This window comes from Pelotomaculum sp. FP, from assembly GCF_004369245.1.
In the GTDB taxonomy this organism is placed as follows: domain Bacteria; phylum Bacillota; class Desulfotomaculia; order Desulfotomaculales; family Pelotomaculaceae; genus Pelotomaculum_C; species Pelotomaculum_C schinkii.
Genome location: NZ_QFGB01000071.1, coordinates 1 through 17,960 on the forward strand (window position 1 = coordinate 1; position 17,960 = coordinate 17,960).

Annotated in this window: 18 protein-coding genes; all 18 read right to left on the bottom strand. The window is 44.0% G+C overall.

Annotated elements, in window-relative coordinates:
• Window positions 1-251: 251 nt before the first annotated feature.
• The 18 genes from Psfp_RS21855 to Psfp_RS18800 all read right to left on the bottom strand — a co-directional run bounded on the left by Psfp_RS21855 (window position 252) and on the right by Psfp_RS18800 (window position 16,933).
• A complete protein-coding gene (locus tag Psfp_RS21855) occupies window positions 252-428 on the bottom strand; it encodes a hypothetical protein (protein ID WP_192895532.1) in 177 nt (58 codons plus the stop codon).
• A 222-nt stretch (window positions 429-650) separates the two neighbouring features.
• On the bottom strand, window positions 651-3,434 hold the full coding sequence (locus Psfp_RS18725) for an FctA domain-containing protein (protein ID WP_205079630.1): 2,784 nt from the start codon (window positions 3,432-3,434) through the stop codon (window positions 651-653).
• A gap of 47 nt (window positions 3,435-3,481) precedes the next feature.
• Window positions 3,482-4,738 (bottom strand): extracellular solute-binding protein, encoded by a 1,257-nt coding sequence (locus tag Psfp_RS18730; RefSeq protein ID WP_134220041.1) that lies wholly within the window; start codon window positions 4,736-4,738, stop codon window positions 3,482-3,484.
• 32 nt (window positions 4,739-4,770) lie between these two features.
• A complete protein-coding gene (locus Psfp_RS18735) occupies window positions 4,771-5,331 on the bottom strand; it encodes a Tad domain-containing protein (protein WP_134220042.1) in 561 nt (186 codons plus the stop codon).
• A gap of 26 nt (window positions 5,332-5,357) precedes the next feature.
• Complete coding sequence (locus Psfp_RS18740; protein ID WP_134220043.1) at window positions 5,358-5,909, bottom strand: TadE/TadG family type IV pilus assembly protein; 552 nt, start codon at window positions 5,907-5,909, stop codon at window positions 5,358-5,360.
• Window positions 5,910-5,939: 30 nt separating this feature from the next.
• Window positions 5,940-6,470, bottom strand: coding sequence for a TadE/TadG family type IV pilus assembly protein (locus Psfp_RS18745; RefSeq protein WP_134220044.1), 531 nt, complete (start codon window positions 6,468-6,470; stop codon window positions 5,940-5,942).
• Window positions 6,471-6,523: 53 nt separating this feature from the next.
• Window positions 6,524-8,173: a hypothetical protein gene (locus tag Psfp_RS18750; RefSeq protein ID WP_153189564.1), complete on the bottom strand. Its 1,650-nt coding sequence runs from the start codon at window positions 8,171-8,173 to the stop codon at window positions 6,524-6,526.
• A gap of 76 nt (window positions 8,174-8,249) precedes the next feature.
• Entirely contained in the window at window positions 8,250-8,597 is a 348-nt protein-coding gene (locus tag Psfp_RS18755; protein WP_134220046.1) for a DUF192 domain-containing protein, read from the bottom strand.
• Between the two features lie 4 nt (window positions 8,598-8,601).
• On the bottom strand, window positions 8,602-9,525 hold the full coding sequence (locus Psfp_RS18760) for a type II secretion system F family protein (RefSeq protein ID WP_134220047.1): 924 nt from the start codon (window positions 9,523-9,525) through the stop codon (window positions 8,602-8,604).
• A gap of 27 nt (window positions 9,526-9,552) precedes the next feature.
• Window positions 9,553-9,735: a hypothetical protein gene (locus Psfp_RS18765; protein WP_134220048.1), complete on the bottom strand. Its 183-nt coding sequence runs from the start codon at window positions 9,733-9,735 to the stop codon at window positions 9,553-9,555.
• Window positions 9,736-9,796: 61 nt separating this feature from the next.
• The gene (locus Psfp_RS18770) at window positions 9,797-10,723 is read right to left on the bottom strand and encodes a type II secretion system F family protein (RefSeq protein ID WP_134220049.1); all 927 of its coding nucleotides are present in this window, start codon (window positions 10,721-10,723) and stop codon (window positions 9,797-9,799) included.
• Between the two features lie 5 nt (window positions 10,724-10,728).
• On the bottom strand, window positions 10,729-12,087 hold the full coding sequence (locus Psfp_RS18775) for a CpaF family protein (RefSeq protein ID WP_134220050.1): 1,359 nt from the start codon (window positions 12,085-12,087) through the stop codon (window positions 10,729-10,731).
• Complete coding sequence (locus Psfp_RS18780; RefSeq protein ID WP_192895533.1) at window positions 12,084-13,283, bottom strand: P-loop NTPase; 1,200 nt, start codon at window positions 13,281-13,283, stop codon at window positions 12,084-12,086. The genes Psfp_RS18775 and Psfp_RS18780 overlap by 4 nt, the downstream gene beginning before the upstream one ends.
• 34 nt (window positions 13,284-13,317) lie before the next feature.
• On the bottom strand, window positions 13,318-14,127 hold the full coding sequence (gene cpaB / locus Psfp_RS18785; RefSeq protein ID WP_134220052.1) for a Flp pilus assembly protein CpaB: 810 nt from the start codon (window positions 14,125-14,127) through the stop codon (window positions 13,318-13,320).
• Window positions 14,128-14,406: 279 nt separating this feature from the next.
• A complete protein-coding gene (locus tag Psfp_RS18790) occupies window positions 14,407-14,571 on the bottom strand; it encodes a Flp family type IVb pilin (RefSeq protein WP_134220053.1) in 165 nt (54 codons plus the stop codon).
• Window positions 14,572-14,626: 55 nt separating this feature from the next.
• Complete coding sequence (locus Psfp_RS21860) at window positions 14,627-14,800, bottom strand: hypothetical protein (protein WP_192895534.1); 174 nt, start codon at window positions 14,798-14,800, stop codon at window positions 14,627-14,629.
• Between the two features lie 25 nt (window positions 14,801-14,825).
• The gene (locus Psfp_RS18795; protein ID WP_134220054.1) at window positions 14,826-15,491 is read right to left on the bottom strand and encodes a prepilin peptidase; all 666 of its coding nucleotides are present in this window, start codon (window positions 15,489-15,491) and stop codon (window positions 14,826-14,828) included.
• A gap of 293 nt (window positions 15,492-15,784) precedes the next feature.
• Window positions 15,785-16,933: a site-specific integrase gene (locus Psfp_RS18800; protein ID WP_134220055.1), complete on the bottom strand. Its 1,149-nt coding sequence runs from the start codon at window positions 16,931-16,933 to the stop codon at window positions 15,785-15,787.
• Window positions 16,934-17,960: the final 1,027 nt, after the last annotated feature.

Genomic DNA, 17,960 nt, shown 5'->3' on the forward strand with positions numbered 1-17,960 from the left:
CGCACACTCTTCGCTAATCAGAGCTGCAAGCTGCATTTCCTTTTCGTTTAACTGTGTCATGGTCATTTCTCCTTTTTGTTTTATATTGGAGATTATTCCCATTTACACAGTTGAAAATACAGCCTCTGGGATTATACCGATCTTCATGTTGCTGACGATATAGCCACCATATTGCCACAAGAACCGTCCCCCTGACTGACACTACCCTGGTACTTGGTACTCACCCCTGGCACTAAGGCTTTTCCGGCACGTCAATATACTTCCCGGGACGGGATGAATCCAAACCATTTCCGAAAACAAGCATTGATAAAAAGTTCAGCGATTTCTGGAATATGACCCGTTATTAAGTTAAACACCGGCCTGTCGCCAACCACTTGTTTTGCCTCTTCGCTGAGAGTATCCGTATTCACCTTTGAAGCTGCAATCATAACATCTCCCGCCGCTTTTTGGGAAATAATATCAAGAGATTTATATCAATTGAACAATTTTTATGACATACAAAAACCGCAGATAACGGTGTTCATCACACCATTGCCCGCGGCTTTTTTGAAATTTGACTCAATATGATTTAATCATTTCCAATATCTTTTTTACCTACTCAAGGTTTTCGCATCCAGTTTATCTCCATCGCTTCCCAAAGTAACGTATGGCTACCAAATGCCGCCACGTACCTTATAACTGTTATAGAAGGTCGGATCTTCAGGATACTTAACCGTGGGGACAAGTTTTCCTGAACCATCATCATTTACTTGAACCGTTACCTTGATTGTTTTTTCGTCACAGGTCATATGTTTACTGATGTTTTCAGGAATGCTGCCACGGTAATTGGGGGATGATGGATCGACCTCTTGGATGGTGTAAATATGGTCGCCCGGAGTTGTATAAGTTAAATTGAAAGGAATTGTTCCATCCGCCAGATTGGTGGTGTCCTTTATGGTTGAGCCTGCCTCATCCTTTAGTTCAAACTGAAACATCCCGGCAGTTAATTGCATACCCGTAAGAACCTTTTTCAGTTCGATGGTTGCATCCAACGGGGAATAAATTTTGTTACGGAAGGGTTCGTCAGGTGTATATTGGACGCTTGCCTTCAAAAAACCATTATCATCCGTGACGGTAATTTGGGCGGTGATAATTTTATAATCATATATAATGTTGGCATTAGCCGGAATCGGAACGGATTCCCGTATCGTATAGGTATAATCGCCAGTCTTTTCAAATTTGAGCGGCGAAAATTGGATATTGCCCGACGCATTGTTCGGTACCGTCTCTACAGATACGGAGCCTTCAAACAGGCTGAAATTAAACATCCCCGCTGTCAGTGCCTGCCCTGCCAGTTCCTTTTTGGCCTTCAAAGTTACATAGACCGGCTGCGGTATATAAGAGTTGATGAATACTGCTGCAGAGGGATCATAACTTACTTCCGCCACTAAATCATCATTGGATCTCGTTACTACCACAATTACCTGGATTGTTTTCGTGTCATAGCTCATTCCCGGCTGAGGGGTCGAGGGCATCACTTCCTTGATTTTGTAGGTATATGTGCCTGGCTTATTCAAACTGAGTGAATTGAATGTAATAAACCCTTCAGCATTATTGGCAACTGTCCCAATTATAACATCCCCTTGCTCAGTCACCTCTGTCAGTTCAAAGGAGAACATTCCCGCCTCCAAATCCTTGCCGGTCAGGGTTTTTCTTACCTGAATTTCAACGGGAACGGCATCAGGTTCCACAACCTGCACGACCGGTTTATCATAGACCTTTTGCGTAGCCCCGTTTCCACCGAAAGAATAGCTCAAAGCGGCAGAAGTATTAGAATAAAAGCCCGGCTGTCCGGAGCTGGTGGCATTGCCCGGGTAATCTGTGTCTGCGTCACCAACATTTGGATAGCTTTGATTTAAGTCATAGTAATCAAGTGCCTCATCACTGCTTCGCACATTAAATGACACCGTGTACCTGCTTTCCGGCGTTGTTGTTTGAAACAACTGTATGGCAAGGCCGCTCTCGGCACTAACAGAATAATCGATCCCTAAGGTCAGAGTGACGGGCTCACCACTTCCAGTGACCCGCGTTACCTTCATTCCTCCGGTATAAGAAACATATTGGGAGAGTATATCTGAAATTTTAACGTTGTAGAGGGAATTACTCATTTTAGACATAAAACGTTTGAATGTATTTGACACTTGCTCCGCGCTGTTAGCCTGAACCATATATTTTTCTTTCCTGACATTGACCATCTGTGTAATTGTTTGCAGCGTAGAAGCGCTTCCCGTGTTATCTCCAATAAAAATTGAATAGAATTTGTCAACAATGCTGATCTGTCGTACAGCCTGACAAGCATAGATCATGCCCGCGAAAGTGTTATTCGATGAGGTTACGGCGGCCGGTGAGGCAAATGTTGGTGCTCCATCTGTAATAAAGATAACGACCTTTTCTCGATTTTCCGTATCGCTGCCAGTCATGGTATTGATTTCTGAGACCGCGTCCAGCAACGATTCGTAGTAGTTCGTACCCCCAGCAGCCGTTAGTCCTTGAACACTGCTGATAAGTTGGTCCCGATCTGTGCTATTGGAAATTACAACCTCCGAATTACTTGAAAACTTAATAATAGAAATACGGTTATATGGATTTTGGGTTAAATTTTTGATTGCATTGATCATCGTGGATTTCAATACAGATATTCTTGATTGACCGGATCCTAAATTGTATGCCATCGAGCCGCTCACATCCAGAACAAAAATGATATCTGCTTTGTTGTCTGAAGCAGCCTGTTGTGTCGTAACATCAAGGTACAGCCGGTAATCATTTTTACCATTGACTGTTGTGTCTGGATTGGTAACGCCATCGCCCAGATAATCTATTTTCTTGCTGTATTCCGGCTCGGGGTCCGGATCCGGCTCTACACTCCCAATGTCCGTGTTGTACTGGAAATGCAGTGTTACGCTGGCTGCTCTTTTGCTGCTGTCAATGACTTCAACCCAGTTAAAGGGTTCAACCGAATAGGGATTGGGTGATCCGGTCGGATTGTAGGTATATGCTTTTAGGTTGTCTGCGTCTGTATATTCCACAGAGCGAAGGCTTAAATGCTGATCCGTATATTCATTGGCCTCAAACCAAAAGGCATCACATGTTGCAGAAGAATAATCGCTGTAATTAATAGTGGTTGTCTGATTGTTTACAATATCAAACACCTTGCTGCTGGATTCGGTGGGTATGTTAGCGTAAGTGGCTGAATATTTCATCCGATATATCCGTACAGCCGAATATTTTGACGAAAGGTTGGCACATTGCGCAGGATATTCAGCCGCATTATCAATCACTGTTGTAACGGTCAAATTCATATTCTCACCAAGCGCAAATGCCGAAGGGGCAAACACTACAGCACAAGCCATAGAAAAGACAAGAGCGACAATGAGGTTCCTCAGGTATTTGTTCATCAAATTCATCTCCTTTTCCGGGTGGGAAAGTCAATATTGCATCTAATTCACTGAACTGCTTTTAACTTTGTTGTCCAATCAAGCATATAGTATTCTAAAACACCATATGAGCCGGAAAACGCAAGATCCAATTTTTCAACGCAAATTGCTCTTTTATCATATGATATCCTCTGGAACAGGGAGGGGTACATTCCATCCGCGGTATCTAAAAGTGCCCGTGCAGCCGCCAAATCAGGATTTGAAATAACCGCATGGTTTGTTGCCGGGATTCTGCTTACTCCACTACAAATGAGTTTTTGTCCTTCCGCGGAGAGCAGATAGTTGACGAACCCTTTTGCATCGGAGACTACTTTCGATTTTTTGGAGATCCCCAGCATCATGTCGGCTTTAAATACACCGGCACAAGAACTCTTTGAGCCTGGCATGGGAAAAAAACCGAAATTAAAATTACCGTCAAGTTCCCGCAGCTTCCGGATGTCATCCGAGTTACCGGGGAACATAGCACAGGCTCCGTTTACAAACTGCTCCAGCAGCTTCTGATGACCTTGTACGCTTTCCTCTTTCTTAACCATCAAGTCTGACATCTTCAACTCAAAAGCAAGGCCGACTACATCATAAAATCCAGAATCCAATTTTGTGTTTTTGTCAAAAAATTCCCCGTTAGACATCAGACCGGTATCGCAGGGGCCGTTTGCCAAAATTCCCTCGACAAAATCCGCAGTATCCCAAAAACCGCTTTCATCCTTGGACATGGCAAACGGTGTGATGCCGTTTTGTTTTAAAATTGAGCAATTTACCACAAAATCAGAAATCGTCTGGGGTAGCACCAATCTACATTTTTTAAAGAACGTTTTATTGTAAAAAACAACGGGGACGCTGCCTGTTACGGGAACCGCCCGGACATGGCCGTCTCTGGTGCCGATTTGCAGGAGGGAACGGTTGTAGTCATCCGGCAGTACCTTGCCCAGATCTAAAAGTTTGCCGCTGTCGCTAAAAGCCTGAAAGTCTTCATCCACAGGTACTGCAAATACATCCGCTATGTTTTTTTTCGAGACGCCTTGCAGCCAGACATCCGTATATTCTTCTCGCGGAACGACTTGAACCTCAATTGTCAGTCCTTTATGTTCCTTCATATATTCCTGGGCCAGCGCTTCATAGACCTTCTGATTTTTCACATCCCAATGGCTGAAAACCAGAGTTCGTTCTTTTTCCGTATTGTTGGCTAAAAAAGGAATGCTGCAACCTGTTAAAATGCCGGTCAGCAAGCAAATGCAGAAAGCCAAACTGACGTATCGTTTGCGCATTGTTGATCACCTCGAAAAATTTTACTATCACATCACACATCCCAGTTCGTCGGGAAATCATGGTTGTTGTATACATATCCACCGCCGGATTTGCTTGTATAGGAACCGTTGTATTCTGTAACTTGAATGGGAGGATGCCAGACCACATCGTCCCCACCTTCTCCATAGGTTTCGCGTCCATCCAGGAAAACTGTGATGGTTGTCGTAGTCAGCCCGAATATCCTGGCGAATGTAAACGAGTATTCCTCACTGAGCTGCGTGCGAATGCGATAATCTCGATAATTGGATACTGGTTGTTCTTCCTTAAAATAGACCTTTACAGTACCGTCAAAGCCGTTATCCCTCATTGCATCATCGATAATATTATAGCTAGCCTCCCCCGGGTTGTCGGCAAACCGGATCGTATCCTGATAAGTGAACCGGTTCTCCCGGATCAGCTGGCATAGGTTCTGCATGGAATTTCGCTGTAGATAAATCATGCCGATGTCTAAGGATAAGCCGATGAAAAAAATCAGCACGACAAACATTCCTGCAAATAAAACGATAGTGTCCCCGCTTTCTTTTTTGAAAAAACATAGCGTTTTATGTTTCATGATATTCTCACCTTCGTATCTTCCAGTTATTCCGATCTGTTCTGCGTCTTCACAACCCGTCTGCACGTCAGTTTTTTTTCAACAGTAATGTCATTTCTAAAAACCATACTTCCGATGGGTGTAAGGGGATGGATGACATACGAGAAATCAGCGGTTAAATCCATATAACGCGTCCGGCTGGTTGCCTCAACAGAGTCCCCGGAAGTTCTGCCCGGGACATTATAGGTATACGGCTCGTTATACAGTTTCGCTTTGGCATTGCTAATGTTCACATTAGCCCCAATAATACCCAGTGAACTCTTGATGAGTTCGTCACGCAGGACATCAGAGACCGTATTGCCTGTATATTCAGCTTCGGAAGGGACTTCCTCCAGAGCATCCGTATCTCCGAGGTCAGCCGCCGATAAGGACCAACTTGAGTGCATGTATCCATATTCAAACGAAGCCCTTTGGTAGGAAGTCCAACCAAAGTCAATGATGAAAAATGCCATCAGTAAAAAGAGCCATAAGGTCAAAGCAAACTCAACGGCTGCTTGACCTGAATCGCTTTGTTTTTTCCAATTGATTAATTTAAGCATGCCCCGCCTCCTCGAAAACTTTTAGCACAGTCATGGCGTATATCCGTCAACATAAATATTCCGCTTGTAGACAGGCGTTATCACGTAAAATGGATCGCCTAAGAACGATACACCCCAATAAGTTACCGGAGACATTTCGTAGGAAAATTGCACTTGAACCTCCATGCACTGATAGTTGCTCGCCCGCTTTTCAAATTTATCCCCATAATCAGGCTTGTCCGCCAGTGCGCTGGAATATACATAGTAGGTGTAGTCTTTTTTTTCCTGGTTTTTCTTATTGAAGGAAATATAAACTTTGTCAGTAACCAAACGGTCGCCACAATAGTCCTCCATCGTCTTTTTGATGTCATTTTCAGCATTGCCGGAAGAAACAGAGGCATAATTCAACTGTCCGATACTTTCACTTGCGGCACTGCTCAAAATCATTTTTGTTTTTATGTAGCAGAAATAATCCACAGGAAGTGTCAACAACAAGACCAAAAGGGGAAGAATGATGGCAAACTCCACAAGTGATTGCCCTTTTTCGGCCTTTCGCCAATTCTGCAATATCCTTTTCACCATCCGTCCCTCCTTATTATGAAATATTGACGGTGTTTTGTATGCCAACATGCTGTTTATGAAATGTCGGCGGCTTTTGTCTTGTCTTCAAAGGAACTGTTGTACCTGTCGATCTTACGGAAGAGTTCCCTGGCCTTTTGGTAAGCATCTCTGCTGATATCTAAGTTTAACTCCGCAGAATCCTCCGTTTTGTGCCCGTCGCTGCTATCACCTAAGGGGATGATTCTTTTAGCACTATTTTGCTGCTTCAGGGCTTCCTCCAATTGTGTGATTTTTGCTTCCAGTTCCTCCATCTTTACTGACAGGCAACTCTGCTGCTCCATTAACTCAATATTCCTCAGCTGCAGGGCAGTTCGTTCGCTGACAGCGGCTTTCAGCGCATCGCGTTCCTGGAGACTGTGCGTCACATAGAGGTTGATTCCTTCCGATTGCGCATCCATATGCGCCATAATCTGCTCCAGCGATTTCCTCAAAGATGAAATAATTTTTTTCGCATTTTCATTTTCCTGCCGAATCAGGATATTATCTTTTTCCTGCTGCTGATAATGCTCCAAAAGCAGGTCTTTTTCGGAAATGATCTTTTCCTGTTGTTTGATTTTATCCACAGAATGAGCGTAGTGCAGGTACAGCGTCTCAATTTTCTTTTCCAAATCGCCGCTTTCACATTGAGATTCCTCCTGTTTCCGCCGGAGAGCATCGATTGTCCTTACCTTCGCTGCCATATGCCCGCTTATCCCATCCTCTTTCTGTCGGACAGATTGCTGGTCATTTTCCAATTGTTGACCAAGCGTACGGTTTTTCTGAATATCCGTCTTCAATTGGGCTTGTGTTTCCGTTAGATGTTGTTTTTCCCGTTCCAGCTGCGCACGGGCGTCTGTTAAATACTGCTTCTCTTGTTCCAGTTGTGTTTGTGTCTCGTCCAAATGCTGCTTTTTTTGCTCAAACTGCTGGTTGGTCTTTTCCATGTGTTGCAAAAGCGCTTGGTATTTTGCCATGATTTCGTCCTTTTGCCGTTTAAGTTCAGTCATTTTTTCTTCGGACGATCCGCGTGAAGAACTGTCGAGTGATTTTTCCAGCTGTTCGGTCCTTTCTTTTAGTTCGTCATAGGACCGCCTGTATTCGGCGAGTGTCTCGTTCAATTGCGCGATTTCCTGTTCCTTTTGTGCCAACAGTTCCTCATACTTTTCCTTTTGCTCCTTAACCTGCTGGTAATCTAACAGCATACCTCTCAAACGTTCATTTTCTAAGCGGTAGTACTGCAACTCCTGCTCACTGGCACATTGAGTTTCATCGCGGTACTGCTGACTTACGATTTGATTCCGCGACTCCGCCAGATTCTCTTCCGCCGCTTTCAGTTGGCTTCGCAAAACGGAGCATTCCTGAGAAACACTGGCTTTCTCGGCTGCCAAATCCTGAACCTGCCGTTCCAGCTGCGTTTTGATTTGCTGCAGGTTATCCCTCATTTCTGAAACGAAATTCTCAACACTTTTTTTGGAGTATCCGCCGACAACCGAGTTGCGGAGCTTAGAGTCCAGTTCAGACTGCAGACTCCTTTCAAAAAGAGCGTTAAAGTCCGTGTTTTCCTGGTTGACGCCTATACTGCCTGGGTTGGGCATGCGGTTATAGCCGATTGAGTAACTATCTTGATTGCTGCTCATTGTAATATCCTTTCCCTGCACAGGATATGGGGCGTTAAGACGTGCCATATCGCCAATAAAGCTAACTTCATCTTCTCATTTGACAAAGTGTTCTGGTGCATATCTCATTTATAAGGCCCAGCGGTCAAGGAGGCCCATCCGGATCTATCCCTACAGTAAGACGCATACCAATCTCAAGTTGTGCGGTGGCGCCTGCCGCAGTTTCTAAAATCATTTTAGTTCCCTTTACATGTTTGCCGACGCGCCAGGGAACAACGGTTTCTTTTCCCAACACAGTGAAACAGCTGTCCAGATAAACAGTATCAATGGGAAAACGCATAAAACAGGTATGGATACTGTGGCAGGGAAATAACATAAGTCCCTGATCAGGAGGGAGGGCGGATCTGAACATCAGTCCTTTCAGCCGCTTGACAAAGGTGTCCACCCATTCAACCTTTACTTGAAATCGGCTGCTGTTTTCGTACAGATACATCTCATCAATTACCTCCTAATGCTTCAATAACAGAAGGGACTGCAGGTCCCAGCAGGACAATAAACATCACCGGGAAAATGAACAGCACCAGCGGAATCAACATTTTCACAGATAGCTTCTGCGCTTTTTCCTCCACATTTTGTTTATGTGCCTCCCGGATGGCGGAGGCCTGTATCTGCAATATATTCTGCATGGAAGAGCCCATTTCATCGGCCTGAAGCACAGCACTGACAAAGGTATGGATCTCCAGACTGTCGCATCTGTCTGCCAGCCGCTCCAGCGCTTCTTTTCTGGAACGGCCCAAAGAAATTTCACGTTGCGCAGTATCCAATTCACGAATCAACGCACCTTGACTTTTTTTGACCACATAGGCCAGTGCCTGATCAAAACCCAAACCGGCGGAAACACTGACGCTTAACAAGTCCAAGGTATCCGGCAGTTGATGGTAGATTTCGTTTTGACGCCCGGTTATTTTACTTTTTAGATGGAACCGACTCATAACCAGTCCCGTGCCAAGACCTAAAAGCCCAAACAGAACAAACGTCAAAATGCTATGGCTCATTATCTGTCCGTATAGGGCGAACACGATAACGCAGGTGACGGTGAAGAGAAGTACCGCAGCGCTGTAATTTTGGGCGCTCATGCGGATTCCAGCCAGCATAAGCTGCTGCGTCAGCTTGTCCTGAGCGGCGCTGTTCTGCGGGATAAACATAGAAAACAGATTTAACAGGCGGTTTAGAACCGGCTTCAACATACGCTCGCTAAACGGTGTGTCCAGTTCCTCATCTTTTGTATTCGGGTGGTTTAGTTTGGCAGTATTTCGCAGCCGCTGTTCTAAGACAATCTTTTTTGAAAACCGCATGCTCAGGCACATATACACCACACAGTAGAAGAAAACCCCACAGCTTAACGCGAACACATATTTCATTTCAACCCCCTCCTTGTACAAAGGGCTTTAATCTTCTTTCAGCAGGATTTCAAGTTGTTTGGCCCAGCTTCTGTACTTTTGCAGCGCCTTTTGTTCAGCCTGCAAAGGGTTCATTGAGCCAACTTCTATAAAATAATTAACCTGCAGCAGCCAATCATCCATTATCTCTTTATAGAGTTTTTTAATTTCAACTTTAACCTCATTATTCATCTTAGCTTGCTCACCATTTTAAAGGTTATTTTTTATAATCATCCAGGATCTTCTTATTTCATTAAAATTTCAAATCAACAATTTTACGTATTACCAGGAAACCGATACATTCCATTACTGCGCCGATAAACAGCATGATGTGTCCATATGTCGTCGTGAAAAAAGGCTGCATATAAGTGGGGTTAAGTATAGAAAGGATAATCAGCAGTGCAATAGGAAGAAATCCAATAATTTTTCCCGATATGCGTCCCTGCGCCGTCAGCGTTCTGACCGACCGCCTAATTGACAACCGCTCCCGAATAGTTTGTGAAATCGTATCAAGAATTTCCGCAAGATTTCCGCCAACCTGTTGCTGGACGACAACGGATGTGGTCAATAGCTTCATATCACCGCTGTTCATTCGCGTGGCAACCTTGGTAAGGGCGGTTTCGATGCCGCCGCCAAGCTGAATTTCACGGCAAACAGACCGCAACTCCGCTCTGATAGGATCCGCTAAATCCTTTGCAACATTATCTAAGGCCTGCGGGAAGGAAAAACCAGCTCGCAGTCCGTTTGAAATCACCATCAGGGCGTCTCCCAGTTGTCGTTCAAACAGGGCTTGGCGTTTATTGACTGCCATTTTCAGATAAATAGGCATGGCAAATGTTCCAACCAGAATCAAAATAAAGGCTCGCAGCAGGCTTGGTGAAACAGTAATGCTCAAAGCGGCAGGCCCGAAAATGATCAGTATCCAAAACAACACAAATTCCTCCGGGCGCATTTTGATGCCGGAGAGAAGAATATCATTCTTCATACTTTGTGAGATATGTAGAAAATCAAGCCGCGTACGCCCCTTCAACTTGGGCTCCCCACTTTGCTTTTCAGCCGTATACTTATCCTGCTTTATTTCATCAAGACGCTTTTCCACGCGCAGTCTTTTTTTATTAAATAAAATCTGAACCAGACAGTATGTAAAAACGGCAATTGAAATCAGAAACAGCCATAGCATAGCTTTCACCTTCCCTGGAAGAACCAGTCATCTTTGCAAAGTACTCCATTATTCCGTATTTTTTCAACAATTTTAGGATGGATGCCGGTTGGTACAAACTGACCTGCCACTTTTCCGGCACTATCCACTCCATTAGGCTTAAATATAAAAATGTCCTGTATGGTTACGGTATCGCCCTCCATTCCAACGATTTCCGAGATATTGACAATTTTTCTGCTTCCTTCCCGTAATCTGGACTGATGCACCACTAAATCAATGGCTGAGGAGATTTGTTCCCGAATCGCCCTGACCGGCAGTTCCATACCTGACATCATCACCATCGTCTCCATACGGGACACCACATCCCGCGGCGAGTTGGCATGCACAGTCGTAAGTGAACCTTCATGGCCGGTATTCATTGCTTGCAGCATGTCCAGCGTTTCACCTGAACGAACCTCACCGACGATAATCCGATCCGGCCTCATGCGAAGCGCATTGCGCACCAAGTCACGGATAGAAACGACACCTTTGCCTTCGATATTGCTTGGACGCCCTTCCAGAGTTACAACATGATTTTGTTCCAGCTGAAGTTCAGCAGCATCTTCTATCGTAACAATGCGCTCCTGATCCGAAATATATCCGGATAAAATATTCAAGAGGGTAGTCTTGCCTGATCCGGTTCCCCCCGATACCACAGTATTGCAGCGGCCTTTTACACAGGCCTCTAAAAAACTGGCCATCTGGGGCGAAAGAGTGTTATATCTGATCAAATCTCCGATCTTCAGCGGGGTAGCCGAAAATTTTCGAATAGTAATGGTAGGCCCTTTTAGAGCAATAGGCGGGATAACGGCGTTAACACGGGAGCCGTCGGCTAAGCGCGCGTCCACCATAGGGTTGGATTCGTCACAACGACGTCCAACCGAGGAAACGATACGGTTAATAACGTTCAGCACATGCGCATTATCCCGGAACCGTGAACCCGTTAGCTCCATCTTGCCAAAGCGCTCAATGTAAATCTGATTAGGCCCGTTCACCATGATTTCAGAAATGCTGCTGTCCCTCAAAAATGGCTCCAGTGGGCCCAAACCCATGACGTCATCATAAATTTCCTGCGCTATTTTGGATTCTTCCAGTCTTGTCAGTGTTTGCTCTTGGCGCGCAATCAATTTGTGGATAATATCCATCATATCAATGGAGGAATCGTCTCCGGATCCGCTTTCCGTAAGTATGGTGTTGTACTCGTTGACTACTTCTCTATGGACGGCTTCCTTGAGCGGTTCGTACTTATCCTTGCGGGGCACTATGTCAATGTAGCTCTCGCTGCCCGACTTGGGAGAGAGTGCCCCGGTATCTTTCATCTTTCCCAATCGTGAAGCCCAATTCATGCTTTATTCCCTCCCCTTTTGCCGCGGAATACCGACAACACCGACTTCTTCTGCTTTTCACCGTTATTCAATGCCGGTGAGTCATCTATTTTATCCGTAATATCCGCAATTGCTTTGCTTATTTTGCTTTTAGGGTATTCCAAAACCACGGGGTTTCCTTGATTTGCAGCGGCTACAGCTACTTTTTCCTCACTGGGAATACTGTGCCAGACCGGAAAGGACAACACGCGCGAGACATCGCCGTTCTTGATTGTCTCGTCGCCATCCCTGACAATAATCAGCTTGATCTTGTCTGGATCAGACAGAGCTTGAATCACTGAGAGCCCCTTTTTTACGTTTCGGAGAGCCGGTATATCCTTATTTGTAACAAAAAGAATCATAGACGCGCAGTCGATGCAGGCGGCAGTGATATCATTGAACCCGGAGGAAACATCCACTATCACATAGTCATAATAGACCCGCAGGGCGGCGATAATTCTTTCCGCCTGCATGGGGGAAATGGCATCCGAGTATTCCGGGCTGTTGGGCGACGGCAAAAAATTGACGCCTGAAATATGCAGAGACAGAAACTGTCGTATCATATCTGCATTCGGATTACTTTGCTCCTGGATCAGTTCCAGAATCGTATTCTTGGCGTCGACTCCGAATAGCGCGCCAACATCCCCAAACTGAAAATTATAATCAAGAACAACAACTTTATTCTTCTTCTGGGCCAGTTTTACAGCCATATTGATAGCCAGAGTTGATTTACCAACACCGTCCTTGGTTCCGAAAACGATAATGACCTTCGATTTATTAGAGGCAGTTCCTGTGTTCTCCAAGGCCAGAAAGCGATTGGCCTCATTATTGAATATCCCTTTTAATTCGGAAATTAGAGTAAGGGGCTCCATCCGGGAAGGGAGTATGTAATGCACTCCTGTCTGCATGATTGTCAAAATCAATGCTGCATCATCTATTTCTGAAATAACAACAGGGATGGATCGCGGCCTGAGAAGATAAATCTGCTGGCAGGAACGTAGCGCCATAGGCGAGGTGTCGGAAATAAGAATCAGATCCGGCGAAGTTCGTTTGATTTCATCCAGCACGCTATTTTCGTCCACAACGGTTCCGACAACAACCAGATCCTCGTCTTGCAAATTCATCTGTAGCTGTGCGCAGTTTTGTCGCGCTCCCAAAAGCAAAATCTTTATTTTCACTGATATCCCTCCTCTTGTCGAATTGTGCCGCCGGTTACTTGGAATGCCGCTCCAGCACAGATTCGCGAGATTCATTGACCGTGCTTTCATCATCCTGAGGACGAAGGACAAGCTGGATTTTCCCCTTGTTATCTTTTAAAAGGGCAATTTTAGCCGCTTCAGCCGGGGTTACCTCCAGTGTAACGCTGCTATATTGCTGGTCTTTGACGGCAGCGTTTCTGTCAGAATGAAAAGTGTCATCCAACGCCACAACCTTGATTTTTTGAAGGGCAATCGCTGAAAAATACTGGCCTAAGTTTTCATGGATCACCTGTGCATTGGCAGGCTCTTTTTCACCACATACTTTAGACAAAATCATCCCTGCTGAGGCTGTAAGCCCATTTATTTCGCCAGCTTCAATTTGAGCGGTGAAGACCACATCTACATAATTTCCCACTTTCAGGTTATTGGCCACACCTTGTTCGGTATCTACTTCAATGGAAATTGCCCGCTTACCCTTTTCCAAAAGCGCCGACAAGCCGAAAGTTGCATTATCCCCTTTTAGCACCCGGTCTGTGGTGAGAACTTCACCTGAAGAAACATCAGAGATGCAGACGCTTCCGACCGCATCATCAACTGCCGTATAGTAATTCGTCTGACCTTCGTTGGCCGCAATGCGTTTGACAGTAAGCATTTTACTTGTCAGCGTAGTGCCTGGTGCAATATCCTGCGTCGCTACGACAGCGGGAATTTGACCGCCTTTTGTGCTACTCGTATTTCCGCCCCCCTGCGAGGAAAGGAAAAGATATCCGCAGATAAACATAATGAGTGCGGAAAGCACCGCGATAATCTGAATTTTTTTCAATGCTTATACCTCCCCTGCCGCGTTGTGATTGAAATGAACCGATATATCGATAAAAGTCTTTCAACTTATATTTTCCACGCTACACAGGCTGCAAGCGGCCTGAACAAAAAGCATTTTGTTTTACATTTTTTAATCGGAAACGTACGAAAATATTTATAAATTAAATCTTGGGTGGATACCATTGATAGATTCTGTGATATCCACCATTGATTTTATAAGCAACAACCATGGCCAGCGGATGTTATGTGAAAAACACGCTTACTACCTTAAACTGGTATGCTATTTTAAATGATCTGAAATTGTGTTAAATTTAGCGAGCAAATCTTCACCAATGATTTTCAATGTCCCAACCACCATAACAGCGATCAATGCAACAATCAGGCCGTATTCGACCATGCCCTGTCCACTTTCTTCAGAAAGAAACAGATTCCATAATTTAGCCATTTTTTTTTACCTCCTTAAAATAGAATTATTTATAAAACATGCTGGCCTTGGTTGTTTACTTCAACACAGAACTAACTTCTTTTAAGATATATTGGTATATTGCAATTACCCTATCGGCTGCCCCACCGAAAGAAAGAACTGCGATAGCTACCACAAGCAGGAGCAGCGCGTATTCCACCATGGCCTGTCCTTCTTCGAAGTGCGACGGGACCTCCTTTATTTCAAACATCACATTCATCACCCTTTTTTGACTTTTATAGCGGAATATATGGTACAAAGAGTGCAATTAACAAGCCGGCCATAATATGTCCGCACATGGGAAAGGTGCTTTTAGGCGTTAACAGACCGAGCTGAAGTCCTGCCACGCAGTATCCGCCTATGGCAACAGCCATACCGCCAAGGAAATTGAAGATTCCGGGATAGCCAACGGTGATTGCAATGGCCATGGCAAGTTTTATATCGCCTGCGCCGATTCCGATGTTTTTCATAAAGAGCTTGGTAATCAAGGCTGTTCCCCCAAAAATCACAACGACAAATCCCAGAGCGCCCAATGAGCCCGACAGGGAATAAGCGCCGCCAGCAATGATGCGGTAGATTATGCCCAATGCCAGCAACAGGAGCACTATTTCATTGGCTATGATTCTGATCTGAGTGTCAATGACCGTGGCGGTGAGGGCGATTAGGACGAAGACGCACACCAATAAGGCTTCCTCCAAAGGCATTTGCCAGCCGGCCAGCGCAAACAGGCTTGCGCTTAGAAGCATAAGTATCTGTTCGTGCCACTTTAGCATATAAAATGCCGGGATATTTTGATGCCGCTTGGTGCATTTATATTGGATCATTTTCTGGGCAAGGCTTGGAATTATAAAGCCTATAGCAAGCCCAACACATAAAAAAACGCCTGTTTTTACAAGTTCCATTCTTGTATCCTCCCGTCCTTCCGAGGGTCATTAACTGGTATTGGGTGTTTGACGTATTGTCACCACAGGTTTTAGCTGTTTATAATCCGGATCAAATTAGCAGTTCTTGTTTTTTTGAACTCTCCCAATTTTATTAATTTAAAAAAGTATGTGTCTGGGGTTGTATAGCAAAACCTTCTTTTGATCATAATAAACGTAAGGAATTTTATAATTGGAATAACTTAGAGTGTCGTGGTTTACTCAAAACCGTGACACATGACGAAAAAAAACCGTGCCGGTAAGGCTTACAGACATTAATCGACGGCTTCATTGACGGCGCAAATTGCGGTGACTTGATGTGACAAATACATGGAATTCATCTTTTGGATAGCAATCTTTTTTTGTTCCAGCATCGAATGAGCATAAATATTTAACGTGATGACAACGCTTGAGTGACCTAATATTTCGCTTAGGGTTTTGATGTCTATGCCTAGTTCCAATGCACGAGTTGCGAAGGTATGCCGGATGACATGAAATTTCCGTTCATTTACATTTGCACTTTTGAGTATCTTTTTGTACAACCGCTGAATTGTCCTTGGTTCTGTTGGCTTGTTCGTGGAAGAAAAAACATAATTTGTCTCGATCCTGTCGTCAGATGCGATATTTTTGATTAAGGCGGTCATAAAAGCTGGTATGGGGATTTTCCTGCCAGAGTATCTACTTTTTGGTGAGCCTGTTACTATGATTGTCTTATAACCTTGCGGGTCATAATTATTTACACGTGCAGCTGTGGCTGTAATTGACATAACCCCGGACTCCAGATCGATGTTCTCCCAGCACAGAGCACAAAGTTCCCCAAGTCGTATGCCGGTATAAAAGCAAAGTAGAATGCCGTATGCACGGAAATCATTGGAAGACAATATGGTCTGTTCAATCCGTATCTGTTCTTTTGCAGTAAAGACTTCTACAGGAATATTTGCCCTTTTGGCAAACTGCAAATTATTGATTGTCGGCAGTGATATCCCAGTTTCCTTCGTAATTGCTCTTACCGCCGTTTTAAATATGCTTATTAGTTTTCTTTTGTAAGAAAAGGAAAGCTGTTGATTGAGCGCTACGGCCTGAACAAATTCCCCAACCCGGCGCTCCGAAAGCCGATCTTCACCCAACTGAAAAAAAGGAATTACATATTTACAAATACAGCAGTAATAGCTGTCATAAGTGGAACGCCGGATGCGTCCGGAGGATTGATTATTCAACCAGTTTTGGAACAAATTTGTGGCATTCGTTTTTGCAACTGTTAAATTCTGCACAACCACCTCATGATTGGTTAGGTTTTTCTTTTTTTCCCGCACTTCACGATAGCTCTTGCCATATAAATAGAAGTACTTTCCATCCGGTTTTAATATGCGTCCCTCCCAACGCCCGTCTTTGCGCTTATAAATGTTTTCACCTCGTCTGCTCATATCTTCACCTCATTCTTAATTTGACGCCGTTTTTGACGGCGTTTATGCAAAAGATGCTCAAGGATTTTTCAAGTATCGCAAAAAAAATGACAGAAATAGTTTTTTTTCACCTTTTTACGCGTTAATACTTGCGTTTAATTGAAATATGCTGTATAATAATGTGAAATATTTGGCAATTTCAGTGTCACGGTTTTGAGTAAACCACGATAATTTAGGTCTTAATTACAGAATTTTGTGCTGATTTTTTATGACAAAATAAAATGCTAACAGCACATCAGTAGTATGTGAGTTGATCGAGCAATTAAAAGTCGGGAATAATTATTCCCGACACAGACTGAAGACAAACACCGCTTTCCAGGCCGAAAGGGTTAGAAGCGGTGTTTCATTGAAACCAAGGGTTTTACGAATAAACTAAACACCCATTTTCATGAAAATCGTTTAAACACAAGCCTTTCACGTCTTATATCGGTACAAAAGTAGATTTTATTAAACATGGTTTTTAGACAGAAACAGACAATTAAATTAGTCTATACACTTTATAGCTTGCAACCAGCATTATACAAGGGTTTTTAGGATTAGCGTGGTAAAGTCAATAGGAATAAACAGAGCGTTTCTGTTTCCTGAGTTAAATAATGATGGCATAGACATCATGGAAGACTACTATGCAAGAGTTAAATAATTAAGGCTTAATATTTTTTTAACACCCCGCATGGCTTGATTAAACGTAAGATATGTCAGCAAGCTACCAGGTTATGACATACTCAGCAAATTTTTTAAAATCGCCAATTTTCTTTAGGCCTGTATACACGATTTGAGATGGAATTGAAAGAAACAAACGGGGGAAATATATTCAACGGAGTTTGGAACATCTGATTAAATGTTGGTAAATGTATAAGAGGTAATCGAGTAGGGTAGCGCCGCAGTAATTTTCTGCGGCGTTATCCCTCTCACAGAACCGGACTTACGGGCCTCGTATCCGGCTCCTGATAAACCTCAGTCACTTCTCCCAAAAGTGATGCAAAATGCC